The sequence below is a fragment of the Nitrobacter sp. JJSN genome (assembly GCF_051912485.1).
GTDB lineage: Bacteria > Pseudomonadota > Alphaproteobacteria > Rhizobiales > Xanthobacteraceae > Nitrobacter.
This window is the reverse complement of sequence record NZ_CP196822.1, coordinates 1,591,880-1,607,200: the sequence shown is the minus strand read 5'-3', so window position 1 is coordinate 1,607,200 and position 15,321 is coordinate 1,591,880. Positions and strand designations below refer to the sequence as shown.

Below are 15,321 nucleotides of genomic sequence, written 5' to 3'. Positions count from 1 at the left end.
ACAACAAAGAATAAAACCCCAGCAAATCGCTTCCATCATCGCAACGCTTTTCCTACGTCGTCGTGCATTACGTTGCCGCCGAACCTGCAAAACTTACAACTTTTGCATGTTTTTATTGACGTTGATTTTGCGCGGGTTTATACCTGCAAAAGTTAGCTGCAAAAGTGAGGGCATTTCCAATGACAATCTACGGTTATGCGCGAGTATCGACGGACGGCCAGACAGTTGCCGCCCAGGTTGCCGCCTTGAGCGCCGCCGGTGCCTCTAAGGTTTTCAGCGAAACGGCGTCCGGCGCCAAGACAGACCGCGCACAGTTGGCTAAGGCGCTGCGCGTCCTTCAGAAGGGGGACACACTGGTTGTGACGCGTCTCGATCGTCTCGCACGTTCCACCCGTGACTTGCTCAATGTCTTGCATACGCTAGGCGAACGCGGCGTCGGCTTCCGATCATTGGTTGACACATGGGCCGATACCACGACCGCCCACGGCCGGCTCATGTTGACCGTTTTAGGCGGTCTCGCCGAGTTTGAGCGCGAGTTGATCCGTGCTCGCACCGGCGAGGGTCGCAAGCGTGCCATGGACCGCGGCGTCAGGTTCGGACGCCCACGGAAGTTGACACCGCACCAGCGCCAAGAGGCCATAGCGCGGCTTGCCGCTGGCGAGACACAAGCCGACATCGCACGATCATACGCCGTCGATGCGACAACCATCGGCCGGTTGCAGCAGGCGTAATTTGCTATTTTCCGCTCGCCGTGGTATACCCCTATGGGGTATGCATATGCGCGACGGAATTTTGCGAGTGGGAATTGGGTAAAAAGGGACCGCGCTGCACGGTATGTCAGCACGACGAGCGCTGGCGGATTGAATTGCTTCGCGCCGGCGGCGCCAGCCTTGACAATCTGGCAACTAAGTTCGGCCTGTCTCGGGATAGTATTCATCGCCATTGGCAGCACCACGTCGCCGACGAAGTGAAGGCGTCGTACCTCGCGGGTCCGGCGCAGCTTGCCGACCTAGCGCAAACCGCCGCGGCGGAGGGCGCATCGGTCCTCGACCACTTTCGGGTCGTCCGAACGATGTTGATGAGCCAACTGGCTTTGATGACCGAAGCCGGCGATGGCCGGGGCGCCGCTATTGTGGCGACATCGCTCACGTCGGTCCTGGAAAAGATAGGCAAGGTGACTGGCGAGATCGCCACCATCGCGCAAGGCCAAATAAACGTTACGAACAACGTCGCGATCATCAACAGCCCGGCCTTCGCTAAGGTGCAGGCGGCGATCCTTCGCGCCCTTGCCCCACACAGCGCCGCACGGGCCGACGTGGTGGCGGCTTTGCAGGAACTGGACGCGGATGATGCCGACTCTATCCGCGGCACTGGCGGGCCGGGCAGGGCGCGTCCCGAGCCCATTCTAATCGAGCATGAACCGGCCGCACCGTCCGCCATTCTTCCCCCGCCGTACTGAGGATTGAAAATGTCTATCGCATCGGCCCTCGCGGAAACGCTTCAAGACGGCGGCTGGCGCGCTAAAGCCCGATCAAGCCAACTCCCACCGCAGGGCGACTGGAACGGATGGGTGGTTTGCGCAGGCAGGGGATTCGGTAAGAACTTCACTGGCGCGGGCTGGATCAACGAATGCGTCGAGACTGGCACCGCGGGTCGCATCGCATTGGTCGCTGCCACCGCCGCTGATGCGCGGGACGTTATGGTCGAAGGCGAAAGTGGCATCCTGCGCCTGGCACCATCATGGAACGTGCCTCAATATGAACCCAGCAAGCGCCGTCTGACATGGAATAATGGCGCCACCGCCACCTTGTTTTCGGCTGAGGAGTCCGACCGGCTGCGAGGACCGCAGTTTGACCTTGCATGGGCTGACGAGCTGGCAGCGTGGCCGGATCCGCAGTCGACATGGGACATGCTCATGTTCGGATTGCGCCTTGGTCGTCATCCGCGATGGTTGGCCACCACTACGCCGCGACCGATAAAACTGCTTAAGGCCCTGCTATCTCGCGAAGGTCAGGATGTCGTCGTTACCCGCGGCTCAACATTCGAGAACGAGGCCAACCTCGCGCCGACATTCATTCAAGCGTTGCGCGATCGGTACGAAGGCACGCGCCTGGGTCGGCAGGAAATCAACGCGGAGATGCTTTCCGATACGCCGGGCGCGCTTTGGCAACTCGAATGGCTTGACCGTGATCGCGTAGCGAAGGCGCCCGAACTGCGCCGCATCGTTGTCGCGATCGATCCCGCCGCTTCGAACAATGAAGGCTCGGACGAAACCGGCATCGTTGTCGCTGGTGTTGGCGGCGACAAGCACGCGTACATTCTTGAGGATTTGTCTGGTCGGTACGCGCCGCACGAATGGGCGGCAAAGGCAATCGATGCGTACCGTCGGCACAAGGCGGACCGCATCATAGCTGAAGTAAATAACGGCGGTGCAATGGTCGAGGGAACGATCCGCGCTGTGGACCCGCTCGTAAGCTACCGGTCCGTACACGCCAGCCGCGGCAAAGTGGTACGCGCCGAGCCGATCGCCGCGCTTTATGAGCAGCGAAAGGTGCACCATGTTGGCAGCTTCGCGACGCTTGAGGATCAACTGTGCGCCTTCACCAGCGACTTTGATCGGGGCAGGGCTGGATATTCGCCGGATCGGGTCGACGCGCTCGTGTGGGCATTGACCGAATTGATCGCTCGGTGGCAGGCGCCAACGGCCGTCGTTGGTACTTATCGGGGTCACGCGGGCGGGTATGGCGAACCAAGCAATCCCCTGAACGGCGTCTATGGCACCTGATCCGGGCGGCTAAGGGTAAAATAAATTCCGTAGCCTACTTGACGCGCAAGCCGAAATATTGCAGCCGTTGACAAACACCGTGAACCGTAGTAAAGTGTTTTCGATGAATTATCGAAAACTAATCGTTTTCGCCCCGCCTGCGACCTGACGCGTCGCTTGCGGGAGTTCTTGTATGTGCGAGGACACACATGGACGCATCTGACTTTGACTGTAGTCCGACGATCGTATGGGGCGCCGGCGCTATCGCACGCGAAATCAATCGGTCGCGACAGCAAACCTACTGCCTCCTTGAGGCGGGCGCCTTACCGGGTGCCAAGAAGATCGCCGGTCGGTGGGCGTTCCGGCCCGACGTGTTTCATCGTTCGATGAGCGAGAGCGCCGCGTGATCCTGCCGATGAAAGAACCCCGATTTACCGGCACGGTGAAGATGTGGAATTCCCCGAAAGGATTTGGCTTCCTTTCTCGCGATGACGGCCAGCCGGACATTTTCGCGCACATCACGCAAACCCCCGAAGAGTTTGATGAACTGAACCGCGGCACGCGCGTGTCATTTGAAATCGGTCCTGCCCATCGGAATCCGGCGAAAATCGAAGCCAAAAACATCCTCATCGTCACCTGACATCACAAAAGGAAAACTATGAATCCTAACCTCGCCAGTCTTCTCGCCCGTCTCGACAAGTTCAAAAGCAACCCGCGACACGCTGCCGTTCGCGCATCCGCCGAAGCCGTGGCCACCGCCGTGGCTGAATTTTCGAAGCGGAGCAGCGGAATCGCCGCGAGCCGCCAGTACACAGAAGCGGGCATCAAGGCGGCGGTGCGTGATCTAGCAGCGCCGGCGCTTCGCGCGCAACACGTCGCTACGCAGCCCATCCGCACTCTAGATCGCGACATCAAGGCAAAGCGCGCGTGTTTGCAGCCGGCGGATCCTGACAAAGCTGATCTGGCGGGTGCGCTTGAGCGCGGCGAGATTCGTCAGCATTTACGCTCGCTGAAACCGCTTGAGCGCGAAGCGTTGTTGATGACGACGACAGACTTGCGATTGGTCGAAGCTGCGGTGACCGCGCCACCCGAGTTGAGCGGCTTCGCCAACGGCGACATCATCGATAAAATTGAAGCGCGGTATATCGAACTCAAGCACCCCGCGGAGGTCGCCGAGATTGAAGCGCTGACTGAGCTTCTCGCAGAAGCCGAGGCAATCGTGGCCGTTGCGCGAAATGAAGCGCGGAATATCGCGCAAATGGAGCCGCGAGAATTCGAAGCTGTGGCTGCAAAGGTCGAGGCAGCGGTTTGGCTGGTCGGAAAACCTGGCGAGGAGCGAGTCTGCGAACCTGGTCCCGACGGCATCGCGGATTATCGGCAGCCAACTCCCGATGAACTTGTGACAGGTCAGCGCTTCACAAGCCCGGCCGAGTATTACGCGGCGCGTTTAGCTGCGTGATCCTAGGAGCGAGGCATTCGGCGGATGTACCCGGTGCTTCGTTCTCTGACAATGAAAAGACTCGCATGACACCACACGCTCGCCAACGACTTGCCGAACTTGAGGCGGTCGCAAAGCTGCAACTATCCCGCCGCGATTTCACCAATACCGCAAAAACATTGCTGGAGATCGATCGGTCCGCGCGCGTTGCGGGCATAAAGACCGACACTACGCTCAAGAGCGTCGACCCTGATTTCCGCGCGAACCTCTGGCTGCGGATGGTTCGCTATCTGCGGATGAACAATCAGCCCAACGAGGCCACCGCAATCTCGAAACTTTGGGGCAAGGATCGGGGTGCGGCGTGATCGAAAGACGGCCGGCGACGGCCGCGCGAAGGACATTGCCGTGGCCAAGAAGCCGAAGGTAAGTTCGGAGAAATTGACGATTGCGATGTTCGTTCGGATGTTTGGTGGGGGGAAGCTCAGCCGCAACGGATGAATGGCGCGCTGGATCGTTGCGAGGCATTCACCGATTTTGTTTGGAACCCGACGAAACTGTGGCTAGCTTGGCCGACCGGCAACGATCCGGCTCCAGGAGACGACCTTCAGCCCTGCCAGCGGATGGCAGGGCCCTTTTTTCCGTCAAAGTGTGGCGCGCTGACTACAGCGCATCCAAGGTTGTATCTTTAGAATACGAGCATCGATTCTAACTTTGGGGTGCGGATAATGAAAAAGATTTTTCTCGCGACAGCCGCTGCGCTGATCAGTGCGTCGGCCGCAAATGCTGCTGATCTCGCACCGCGCATGTACACCAAGGCGCCCGCTCCCGTTGCAGCGGTCTATGACTGGAGCGGCTTCTATGTGGGCGGCCACGTCGGCGGCGGCTGGGCTGACCAGGGGCACACTATAGTGGATGATGGTAACCGTGGATTTGGTCTCGGTGGGTTCGGTTTATATCCGACGGGAACTGCGCTCAACAAGAGCCATCCAAATGGAGTCCTCGGCGGTGTGCAGGGAGGATTTAATTGGCAAGTCAACAACTTCGTCTTGGGTGTGGAAGGAGAATACACTTGGGCAGGCCTGAGAGGGGAATCTCGAACTGCCGACCCCGTGTTTCCGACTGTTGGCATCCGTTCCGTTGATAGAATTGATGATATAGCGACGGTTACAGGTCGGCTTGGATACGCATTCAATAACTGGCTTTTCTACGGCAAGGGCGGTTGGGCTTGGGCGCGGGGTGCGTCCGATGGCGTGATAACAGTTACTAACGTTCCGTTTGGAGGGCTTTCCTCCAGAAGCGAGAAAGACGGCTGGGTAGCCGGCGCGGGCATCGAATGGGGCTTCGCGCCTAATTGGTCCGCCAAGATTGAGTATGAGCATATCGACCTCGGCAACAAGACGGTGCAAGTCAATACAACCGGGCTTGGGCTTGGGACGGTGTTTGCCGACTCCTCCACTCGGATTGACACGGTGAAAGCGGGCGTGAACTATCGCTTCAACTGGGGCGGTTCGGCCGTCGCGAGGTACTGATCTCGTCAAAATTAATGTGAAAGGCCGGCAAACTGCCGGCCTTTTTCTTTGCTCCGAATATGTCAATTAGATCATCCTTGGCTGCCACCGAACCAATCCGGCCAGCAGCCGTCTTCTTCGTGACGTCGGGTGCGATGCTGGCAACCGTCGTCGAGTAGCCTTTGGCCGACATCCTTCCACACCGCGTGCGGCCCGTACAAGCGCAGCGCGTCGGCCTTCTGGATTTCCACAACCCTGGCGCACCTCATGCACTCGACGCGGAGTAAGTGCCGCGGGATTTCATTGAGGCGCATCTGATGAATCGGGAGGCGAGGGGCGCCGGCCGCTCGCGGATCGTTCAGTACCGATTCCCACCAACCGTCATCGACATCGGAGGCGGGTTCTCGTGGCCGCTCGCGCGCCAGCTTTTCCATCTGTTTGGGAGAGGGCATTCGCCAATAAGCCGACCAGTTGCTCATGGCAGAAATTAGAACGAATAGGGAACAAGGTCGAGTCGAAACTCGATCGTCCCCCCGATAAACCATCGGTTGCAGGCGCCTTAGCGCAACAGCGTCCCGAAGCGGCCAGAGTAGGCACCTGTGTAGGCGACCTTTTGGCGCACGCCCCCCGTTACTTCCCCACTTCTGCAACGTTTAATTTAGGAAAAGTAACGCTTTATTCGAGCCGGCAAATTGCAACCTATGCGGTGCAACTGGCCCAATCCGGGGTAGCCCCGCACACCTACATAAGCTTATTGTGCTTCGTCTATCAGCGGGGGCGCATGGCGACTTGGGGTGTTTTTGAGATTGGCGGGGTCTCGTATGATCTTGTCCATCTGGACGATCGGCGAACTACTGTTCAGACCAAGGATGCTGAGATCGGCATTCTAGTGACGTTCGAGGACCATTGCTTCACTGTTGATGCGGGGGAAGGCGATACTCGTCCAAAATTCCCTGGGTCCACTCGAAAGGATGGCCGGTTTTGTACCGAGCGCCATGGGGCTTCACTCGACATTTGGGCTCGTCTCGATCACGCCATGAAGGGGAAGGTGTGGCTAGGACATCAAGACCGCTGCTTGGTGATCAGTGCGGATACGGGTGACGATGATATCCCTAATCATTACATCATCCCGTTCACGTTGGAGAGGCACAAAGGCGTGGAAGGCATCCACCTATTGATGCGGGTACGAAGTGGATTCGTACGAACGCCTGATCGGTACGTCGCGACATTTGGCGAAGTGCGCTTTTCGAATTTGGTTGATCTAGCTCTGAAGGGAAAACTGCCCAAGCGAGTGACTAGCCAAAATAGGAAAAAACCGTGGTAGAAATAGAAACAGACCCTTTCGGGTCTGCTCGACGCCTAAGCGTCTCGGGGCGAACCTCTTGGCCCTTGCGGGCTGTCCATCCGTTCGGATGGTCCTAGTTTTACCTAGGCGGGGCTGGTTATACGCACGCCCTATATCCAGCGATCTGTAGTGAAGCTAATACATTTTCGGTGCTTTTGCAACGATCGTCTCTACGTTAGCCCCGTAGGGTGAGGGCACTGCCGAAAATAACCGTTGGGGATCAAAAGGGTTCCACGCTCCCACCTTTTCTATAAGTAGTTGAAAACACTTGATTGTTTCACTCCCTCCGAGCGCACCACCACATACCAAATCATAAATCAAAGCGTCGATCCGCCTCACGAGAAAGCCGTAAGGGTTCGACAAGTACGTCCGCACAGGGGCGGGCGGTGCATTGACGCGATCGATGTCGGAGCTGCACCTGGTGTCCGTGGATGTATGCCCGGCCCAGAATGTCGATGGCTTGATGCGCGCCTTTGGTCATTCGCTAACGTTCGGTCGAATCACAGCCGACGAGCTTACACGCCGCCGAGGGTTGCGGAGTGGAGGCATGACGGATGGGAGACCCTCCCTGCTAGAACCGATCGCATCGAGCCGGCACAACGGTTTCAACTGTTGTCGGACGATACCGACGCAACGGCCAACTCGGAGTTTGTCTGTGTCGTCGAGTTGACAGACAGCGACTGAAACACGGCCGACGCTGATAACGTCTCTTGCGCCTCACGGAATTCAACGGCGCAAGCAGATGAGTCATGGCCGCTGCTACTTTGAGGCAAAGTGACGCTGAGCACCATCGCGCGCGATGGTAACGAGTATCGCGTTGATCACGCATGATGCGCGAGTATCGGACAGTGTCAAAATTCTTGCATCTGGTCCGACAGCGCTGAGACCAAAATATCTTCGCTCTCAATCGTACATGCTGAGTCAAGTATATTACGGATGAGTCAAGTATATTGCCACCTTTATGCAGAACGCGCGGGGGTGCTCTGAAGCTAACGCTAGAAGTAAAAGGCGCGGAGTATAGTAATCTATGCGTATCCCCTGGACGTAAGAAAGCCCGCCGGGTTCTCCGGAGAGCTGCGTCGCGGATCTCCTCGGATGGGACTGACTCATCCGGATGGATGATGCGTGGGATAAGGGGAAGTCAGGAAGAAAAGAAATGATGTCAGATGCAGATAGAGTAGAGTTTGGCAATCGTCTCGCAAAACTTGTTGCTGACAAACATTGGACGCCAGCGCAGTTCGCCCGCGAAGCATCCAAGCATTTCCGCGGCCCTTATGATTTCCGCCGCTGCGACATCGGGCTCTATATGCGCGGCATCCAGTTTCCGAAGCCTGCGCGCCTGAAGGCGATTTGTGAAACGCTTGGGGTCGACGAAAAAGCATTTGGGCCCGTCGTTCACGTAGGTCTGAAACACTAGTTTCAAAGAACAACCCCGCTCCGGCGGGGTTATCTCTATTGCCACGGACGGAGGCCGCTCATTGGACGGCCTCCCACAATCGGGCTCCGCCCTTAACCGGTCCGACGTTGGGACAAACCGGTGTGAGACACTCCCGTGATGGGAATGGCTCTGCCGAGAGAGTCGACCGGACGCATACCGGTTATCGAGTCGTTGGCGTCATTGGCTCCGAGTGCTTCGGTGATTGTAACGTACACACCGGGACCTACAATTTTCGGCCACGGATTCTGCCACTGCCAATCCTTGAAGAACTGCCAGTTGCCTTCAAGCACAACGAGCGATGATGTTTGATCGTTGAAGTCAAAGTGGTCGACTTGGTTGCTGAGATTCTGGATGTGGTCAAATACGTGCTTGTGGTTGCCTTGAAAATCAGCGTTCTCAAACAGAATAGCATGTGCTGGCATGGCGGTGACTCCTCCTCGGTGTTGGTGGTCCCGCAGGACCTAACTGGGTAGTTGGTCCCACCGCCGTTCGGGTTCGCCAGCTTTCTTGTCTATCACGGAGTAATGATTCAATTTCGCATCGATATTGCGCGAACGCCTCGTGTGCAATTCTGAGATTCGATCATCAGAATCTGCCGTCGTCGTTAGCTGACGCTTGCGTTGTGTTACGTCGCTTCGGAACCTGAGTGACCAATCCTCAGCACACGTCTCGACTCAAAAAACTGTTTTCCTTTTTCGGTCACGGACCAGGCGATGTGATTGGAAAAACCTGCTATGATTGACCGAGATTTGATTAAGCCGAGTGTCTCCAGTTTGTCTCGGATGACGGCTGTGCTCTTTTCGCCGAGTTCGCAATAGTTCGAAATTTGAAATTTCTGTCGGTACCAGTATCCAACAAGCTCTCGGACGTATGCCTCCGAGGGGTTCTTGAGGAGATGGTCGTATAGTCCGATATAAACCTCGCCCAATGAAATTGTTTTAGATGTGGGGTCCGGAAACCCTTCTTCTGATCGATAAACAAGGAACTCTACAGTAATTGAATCGGCTGATCCTATAAGATCAGTTGATGAATCGCCGCGATTGAGATCGGTGATCTTCTGACGAAAATCCTCGTTCTCGATCCGGAGTCTTTCCAGTTCCTGGAGGAGCTTTGGATTGATGGCTTGGTCACCCCGTATCCAGCCAACCCCCGGCTTCAAATTCGCAGCGGTTGCGACGGCCAGCACGACTTTCATGCAAAGATCGTTTTCGTTACTCCAAAATTCGACGATGCCGCTCGTGCTCAAACGAGCCTTGAACGCGTCCAGTTTTTCTTTTAGCCGTGCGTCCGTCTCAGCGCCGAGCGCGACGTCGCCCGAGCTTTCAGGAAGGAACGCGAGAATGGGGACGTCTTTTGATCGCGCGTATTCAAACAGTTTTTCTGTGACAGCCAGCCCATCATCGGAGAGCGGGCCGCAACGACTGCCAACGATCACGACGTAATAGTCGCTGCGATCAATGATCCGGTTGATATAATCGAGTTGCTGTCGGTCAGTTGCTGGAAGCAATTCCAGGCCAGCGGTCATGTATCCCGCTTTTGCCAGCGTATTGCTGACGGCCTGTCGTTCGTCCTTCAAATCGATGTAGGTCGAACTAATGAAAATCTGAAAAACCCGATTCACTTGAACTTTTCCTCATCCTCCCAATCCGGCCAGCAGCCGTGCTCTTCATGACGAAGCGACGCTAACAGCCACCGTCGAGCAATCTCCGTCCGACATCTTTCCAGACAGTGTGGGGGCCGTATAGCCGCATCGCATCGGCCTTCTGGATTCCCACAATGCGCGGACGGCGTAGGCAACTGGCGCGCGGGATAGGACGCGGGATTTCGTTGAGGCGGCTCTGGTCGATCAGCAACCGCGGTGCGCCCGCCGTGCGGATCGTTGAGCTCCGACACACCAATGGGCCGCCCACCTGGTCATGAGGATATGTATAGAACATAAAGGGAACATTTCAGATAGTGATTTGTGGTTTTCGAATTACGACGGATCAACGGCGTAGGCATAGACCTTAGTTGTTTCGAAAAGTCTGCGGTGCATCGACGAAGCGGTCCTTGCCGGCGCTTTTTGTTTAACGAATGGCGACGATCGGACCGGGGTTTTCGCGAAAACTTGCACCGGCGGACAAACGAAATGCCAATGCGGGAGTCGTAGTTTATCGCAATTCGGGGGGGCTCCCTCGGTCGGTCCGAGTCAAAGCGCGAGTCCGGCAACGGCTGTCAGCATCGTCATGTCACTCGATATCTTGACTCTTTATCTCGTCGCGGCAGTTGCCGGCGTGATGCTCGGTGGCATGCTGTTGTTCTTCGGACGGCAACAGAAAATTCCCACGCTGAGCTGGTGGGGTGCGGCCTATATCCTCGGCGCCATGTCGATCGGAGTCTGGACCGTCGCGGGCTCGCTGCTGGGCGATACCGTGGCACTCGCGCTCAATGCGGTCGGCTTTGTAGCCTGCGGCATGGTGTGGAGCGCGGCGCGCGTGTTCCACGGCCGCAAGCCGAATTGGCTGGCGTTACCGCTCGGCGCTGCAGTCTGGCTGATTGTCATCCTGTGCCCGCCTGACGAGTCGTCCACAATGCGACTGACGATTGGCGCGAGCATCGTCGCGGCCTACGCGGTTCTGACCGCGAACGAACTGTGGTCCGAACAACGCAAAGGCATGCAGAAACGCTGGCCGGCGCTACTGGTGCCTATCCTGCACGGTTTTGTGCTGATGTTCCCCATACTGCTGGGGCACATGTTGCGCGCCGACGGCAGCACATTCCGCAGCAGCTTCTGGGTTCCGATCTTCGCGTTCGAACTCGTGCTCTATGCGCTCGGAACTGTTTTCGTCATCTTCATGCTGGTGTCGGATCGCACTGTGAAGGCCCACAAGGCAGCGGCTTTGATCGATCCGCTGACCGGCATGTTAAACCGCCGGGGCTTCGCGGAGGCGACTGCGCGGTTGATAGAACGTCAGGCCAGTGCCGGGTGCCTCGTGACGGTGCTCATTTTTGACATCGATCATTTCAAGTCAATCAACGACCGCTTTGGCCATGCGGCGGGCGACGAAATTCTCAAGCTGTTCGCCATCGTCGTCACCAATACGTTGCGGATCACCGATCTGTCCGGACGGATCGGTGGCGAGGAGTTTGCTGCCTTGCTGCCTTGCTCGATTAAAGAGGCGGCTTGTGCGGCGGAGCGCGTACGTGAGGCGTTCGCCGCGAGCGGCATCACCGTGGAGAACGCGCCGGTCGAGACGACCGTGAGTATCGGTGTAGCAAGCGGCCCGCCGGGCGCTGAGCTTGAGGTACTGCTCGCCGCGGCCGATGCGGCGCTCTATCAGGCCAAACGCGGCGGCCGCAATCGCATTGAGGTCGCGGAGGAAGAGTCCCTATCGCTCGAACGAAGGCGGCGAAGGTCAGCGGCACGGCCAGCAGCCCTCGCATCCCGTCAAACATCTGTCATGTGGCCGATATAGTTAGAACTCATCCGCTTAGGCTTCCAATGTCATTATAGAAATTGTTAACCTTTTATTTACCATGTGACTCCTAGCATTCCTCATGATGATCTCGCGCAGCAGCACTCAAAGCGAAATACTATCGCTCGAAGCGGCAGCAGCGGCGGCGCGCAGCGGATTTGCCTGCGTCTTTTCATCCTCCGACGAGTACGAGCGCGCGCTCATTACGGAACGTCGCGCTCGGGGGAGATATGCCACCTCACGAAGCGCTTGGCTGATGATGGCCATCATTGCTCTGGCAATCACGATCGTGGCCGCGGTTATTTATTACATGTAACACCGCCAAGACTGGACGCTGCGGAACGGATCACCGGACACGCGTGAGCCGGAATTTGTGCTTCCTGACCAAGGAAAAGTTACGCGAGAATTCTTCCAGCTCGCCGGATTTCCGGGTTAGAAGGAGCCGGTAATCCCAGTCGGCAGGTGAAAACATGGTGGATAAGCAGGCGATGCGCCAGGAGGCCGAACGGCTCATACGCGAGGCGATGGAGCGCGGCGTTGCCGTGAAGCAGGGCGAGACCCGCATCGTGGCCAAATGCGGAAAATGTGGTGCCGAAAACAAGACGAAGGCGCCAAAGGGTGCCGCCACGCGCGTCACTTTTACCTGCAAGGAATGCGGGCACACGCAGGTCGCACTATAAACCTTTCTGAAAGTGCCAAGCGTCCTTTAGGCCACGCGGCGCCAAAAGTCGGTGCCAAACCTGATTCTGTTCTGGATCGAGCGAAACGAGAAACCAGATTTTAACTGTGGCGGCATGGCGCGGTGGCAGGTTGCGGCCTGAGTGCTAAACTTGCGGGATGGTCCAGCTTGTCACAGTTGCATCAGTAATATCCACCTATCAGAAACCGGCGGTCGCGGTGGATACTAGTAACGACGCCCAGACCGACATCTGGGCAAGCCGCCTGAACGTGTCCCGTGAGAGGTTGTTGGAGGCTGCCGGCCATGTCGGCCCTTCGATCGCAGCGATCCGCCACTATCTCTCTAAATAACGCAATTCCCCGTTCGCACTGCGTCATTGCCGGTTGATGTCCTGATACGCCTTGGGGCGCAGTTCCATTCCTGATCCGTGTCATGGAGTCGGCGCCCGCGTGAGTCAGATCACGGACCGATCCGGCTCCGTCTTGCATCGTGGACGCGTCGTCAACCCGACGATGTGTCAATCAGCGATGGAGAACCACGATGACCAAGACTTCCATGATCAGTGACATCCGTGCGCTTACGGATGACGAACTCAACAGCGTATCGGGCGGCATGAAGGCCGTAGTGTTTGTCGACCAGATGTTCATGACCATTGAGGCCGACGCCAACCATTACGGCGTCGTCGTCCGGCCTGGCTTCGAACATACCTGCGTCAGCTTCGGCGGCGATGGCTGCTGAAGCTTGGCCCTCGACGAAGTCACACATCAACATCAGGAGATTGCAATGACCCCGCAGACCCGAAACCTCGGCAACGAGATCCATATTCTCACGTCAGACGAACTGGACGCAGTGTCCGGTGGCGCAAAGTCACTTCACAACGAATTCTCGATCGGCGGTTACAAAATGACCATCGACGCGGACGCGGTGCACTACACCGTCGTCGTCACCGAGAAATAACTTGCGGATGTGGTGAGCCGGTCAGGCGCCTGAGGTCGGGCGGTCTGACCGGCATGTTCCGCGGACAGTCCCTTGCGGCAGCCGCGCTACCTTCCATGGGGCAGGCGGATTGCTTCCGGTCGCTCGAAATCTCCCATATCCACCATATATTGCCCAAACATCGGAGCGCAGGCGCAACACCTTGGCCGTCCTAAGCCAATGTGCTATCTGGCTGGCGCCGCTTCGATCGTCTGTTACTGCTGCTCGCACCCGGTCTAACGGGCTGCGCCTCCAAGGATATTCTGTAGATGGACTCTTCTGCCAAAACCGCCTCTACGCCCGATTCCTTCTTTACGGCCACCCTGACCGAGGCCGATCCTGAGATCGCCGCTGCGATCAAGGGCGAACTGGGTCGTCAACGTCACGAGATCGAGCTGATAGCGTCCGAAAACATCGTCAGCCGCGCGGTTTTGGAAGCGCAGGGCTCGGTGATGACCAATAAGTACGCTGAGGGGTATCCGGGCGCGCGCTATTACGGCGGGTGCGAGTGGGTCGATGTCGCCGAAACGCTGGCCATCGAGCGGGCCAAAAGGCTGTTCGGCGCGCAGTTCGCCAACGTCCAGCCGAATTCGGGCAGCCAGATGAACCAGGCCGTGTTCCTGGCGCTGCTGCAGCCCGGCGATACCTTCATGGGGCTCGACCTCGCCGCCGGCGGCCACCTGACCCACGGGGCGCCGGTCAACATGTCCGGCAAGTGGTTCAAGCCCGCACACTACACCGTTCGGCGCGACGATCACCTGATCGACATGGACGAGGTGGCGCGCCGTGCCGAGGAGGTCAAGCCGAAGCTGATCATCGCTGGCGGCTCGGCCTATTCGCGGCCATGGGACTTCAAGCGCTTCCGTGAGATCGCCGACAGCGTCGGCGCCTATCTGATGGTGGACATGGCGCATTTCGCGGGCCTCGTAGCCGGTGGCGTGCATGCCTCGCCGGTGCCGTACGCGCATGTGACGACGACCACCACCCACAAGTCGCTGCGCGGTCCGCGCGGCGGCCTGATCCTGTGCAATGACGAGACGCTTGCGAAGAAGTTCAATTCGGCGATCTTCCCCGGCCTTCAGGGCGGCCCGCTGATGCATGTCATCGCCGCCAAGGCCGTGGCGTTCGGCGAGGCGCTGCGTCCGGACTTCAAGATCTACGCGAAGAATGTCGTCGAAAATGCCAAGGCGCTGGCCGAAAACCTGCGCGGCCATGGCTTCGACATCGTCTCGGGCGGCACCGACAACCACCTGATGCTGGTGGACCTGCGGCCCAAGGGGCTGAGAGGCAACGTCTCGGAAAAGGCGCTGGTGCGTGCGGCCATCACCTGCAACAAAAACGGCATCCCTTTCGATCCCGAAAAGCCGTTTGTGACCTCCGGTCTTCGTCTCGGTACGCCGGCCGCCACCACGCGCGGCTTCGGGGTTGCCGAATTCAAACAGGTTGGCGGCCTGATCGCGGAAGTGCTCAACGCCATCGCGCAGGCCGACGACGGCAAGGCCCCGCTAATCGAGGCGGCGGTGAAAGAGAAGGTCAAGGCGCTGACAGATCGCTTTCCGGTCTATCAGGATAGATGAGTACGCGCGTATGAAGTTTGGAGGCGTTTCGATATTTTCTACGTCATGTGCGAGATTAACCCGCGTATCCATCTTATTGAAAACGATGGATAACAGGGTCGCGCACCAGCAGAGCAACGCCGTTCTTCGAATGGCTGTGCCC

At 57.9% G+C, this 15,321-nt stretch carries 19 protein-coding genes; 16 read left to right on the top strand and 3 right to left on the bottom strand.

What is annotated here, in order from left to right; all coding sequences use genetic code 11:
• Positions 1-179 precede the first annotated feature (179 nt).
• The 7 genes from ACSZOQ_RS07895 to ACSZOQ_RS07865 all read left to right on the top strand — a co-directional run bounded on the left by ACSZOQ_RS07895 (position 180) and on the right by ACSZOQ_RS07865 (position 5,731).
• Entirely contained in the window at positions 180-731 is a 552-nt protein-coding gene (locus ACSZOQ_RS07895; RefSeq protein WP_439925424.1) for a recombinase family protein, read from the top strand.
• 134 nt (positions 732-865) lie between these two features.
• Positions 866-1,459, top strand: a complete 594-nt coding sequence (locus ACSZOQ_RS07890; protein WP_439925423.1) for a hypothetical protein — start codon at positions 866-868, stop codon at positions 1,457-1,459.
• Positions 1,460-1,468: 9 nt separating this feature from the next.
• Positions 1,469-2,785, top strand: a complete 1,317-nt coding sequence (locus ACSZOQ_RS07885) for a DNA-packaging protein (RefSeq protein WP_439925422.1) — start codon at positions 1,469-1,471, stop codon at positions 2,783-2,785.
• Positions 2,786-3,116: 331 nt separating this feature from the next.
• Positions 3,117-3,404, top strand: coding sequence for a cold-shock protein (locus ACSZOQ_RS07880; RefSeq protein WP_439925421.1), 288 nt, complete (start codon positions 3,117-3,119; stop codon positions 3,402-3,404).
• 18 nt (positions 3,405-3,422) lie between these two features.
• Complete coding sequence (locus tag ACSZOQ_RS07875; protein ID WP_439925420.1) at positions 3,423-4,223, top strand: hypothetical protein; 801 nt, start codon at positions 3,423-3,425, stop codon at positions 4,221-4,223.
• 65 nt (positions 4,224-4,288) lie between these two features.
• Positions 4,289-4,567 carry a hypothetical protein gene (locus tag ACSZOQ_RS07870; protein WP_439925419.1) on the top strand — a complete coding sequence of 93 codons (279 nt, stop codon included), beginning with the start codon at positions 4,289-4,291 and terminating at the stop codon, positions 4,565-4,567.
• A gap of 360 nt (positions 4,568-4,927) precedes the next feature.
• A complete protein-coding gene (locus ACSZOQ_RS07865) occupies positions 4,928-5,731 on the top strand; it encodes an outer membrane protein (protein ID WP_439925418.1) in 804 nt (267 codons plus the stop codon).
• A gap of 71 nt (positions 5,732-5,802) precedes the next feature.
• Here ACSZOQ_RS07865 and ACSZOQ_RS07860 read toward each other — a convergent pair whose 3' ends face one another.
• Positions 5,803-6,189 (bottom strand): hypothetical protein, encoded by a 387-nt coding sequence (locus tag ACSZOQ_RS07860; RefSeq protein ID WP_439925417.1) that lies wholly within the window; start codon positions 6,187-6,189, stop codon positions 5,803-5,805.
• On the opposite strand from ACSZOQ_RS07860, the gene ACSZOQ_RS07855 reads away from it, so the two are divergent.
• The gene (locus tag ACSZOQ_RS07855) at positions 6,117-7,034 is read left to right on the top strand and encodes a hypothetical protein (protein ID WP_439926177.1); all 918 of its coding nucleotides are present in this window, start codon (positions 6,117-6,119) and stop codon (positions 7,032-7,034) included. The two genes, ACSZOQ_RS07860 and ACSZOQ_RS07855, sit on opposite strands and share 73 nt — an antisense overlap.
• Positions 7,035-8,169: 1,135 nt before the next feature.
• Positions 8,170-8,472 (top strand): hypothetical protein, encoded by a 303-nt coding sequence (locus tag ACSZOQ_RS07850; protein WP_439925416.1) that lies wholly within the window; start codon positions 8,170-8,172, stop codon positions 8,470-8,472.
• Positions 8,473-8,564: 92 nt separating this feature from the next.
• Here ACSZOQ_RS07850 and ACSZOQ_RS07845 read toward each other — a convergent pair whose 3' ends face one another.
• Positions 8,565-8,915 carry a beta/gamma crystallin-related protein gene (locus ACSZOQ_RS07845; RefSeq protein WP_439925415.1) on the bottom strand — a complete coding sequence of 117 codons (351 nt, stop codon included), beginning with the start codon at positions 8,913-8,915 and terminating at the stop codon, positions 8,565-8,567.
• 203 nt (positions 8,916-9,118) lie between these two features.
• The gene (locus tag ACSZOQ_RS07840) at positions 9,119-10,114 is read right to left on the bottom strand and encodes a DUF4062 domain-containing protein (protein WP_439925414.1); all 996 of its coding nucleotides are present in this window, start codon (positions 10,112-10,114) and stop codon (positions 9,119-9,121) included.
• 604 nt (positions 10,115-10,718) lie between these two features.
• Between ACSZOQ_RS07840 and ACSZOQ_RS07835 the strand changes: the two genes are divergently transcribed.
• From ACSZOQ_RS07835 to glyA, 7 genes are all read left to right on the top strand, one after another.
• The gene (locus tag ACSZOQ_RS07835; protein WP_439925413.1) at positions 10,719-11,948 is read left to right on the top strand and encodes a GGDEF domain-containing protein; all 1,230 of its coding nucleotides are present in this window, start codon (positions 10,719-10,721) and stop codon (positions 11,946-11,948) included.
• Positions 11,949-12,030: 82 nt separating this feature from the next.
• On the top strand, positions 12,031-12,264 hold the full coding sequence (locus ACSZOQ_RS07830) for a hypothetical protein (protein ID WP_439925412.1): 234 nt from the start codon (positions 12,031-12,033) through the stop codon (positions 12,262-12,264).
• A 157-nt stretch (positions 12,265-12,421) separates the two neighbouring features.
• Positions 12,422-12,628: a hypothetical protein gene (locus tag ACSZOQ_RS07825; RefSeq protein WP_439925981.1), complete on the top strand. Its 207-nt coding sequence runs from the start codon at positions 12,422-12,424 to the stop codon at positions 12,626-12,628.
• Positions 12,629-12,785: 157 nt separating this feature from the next.
• Positions 12,786-12,977, top strand: a complete 192-nt coding sequence (locus tag ACSZOQ_RS07820) for a DUF3606 domain-containing protein (protein ID WP_439925411.1) — start codon at positions 12,786-12,788, stop codon at positions 12,975-12,977.
• 190 nt (positions 12,978-13,167) lie between these two features.
• Positions 13,168-13,365, top strand: a complete 198-nt coding sequence (locus tag ACSZOQ_RS07815) for a hypothetical protein (RefSeq protein ID WP_439925410.1) — start codon at positions 13,168-13,170, stop codon at positions 13,363-13,365.
• Between the two features lie 45 nt (positions 13,366-13,410).
• The gene (locus tag ACSZOQ_RS07810) at positions 13,411-13,584 is read left to right on the top strand and encodes a hypothetical protein (protein ID WP_439925409.1); all 174 of its coding nucleotides are present in this window, start codon (positions 13,411-13,413) and stop codon (positions 13,582-13,584) included.
• A gap of 287 nt (positions 13,585-13,871) precedes the next feature.
• Positions 13,872-15,179, top strand: a complete 1,308-nt coding sequence (glyA, locus tag ACSZOQ_RS07805; protein ID WP_439925408.1) for a serine hydroxymethyltransferase — start codon at positions 13,872-13,874, stop codon at positions 15,177-15,179.
• Positions 15,180-15,321: the final 142 nt, after the last annotated feature.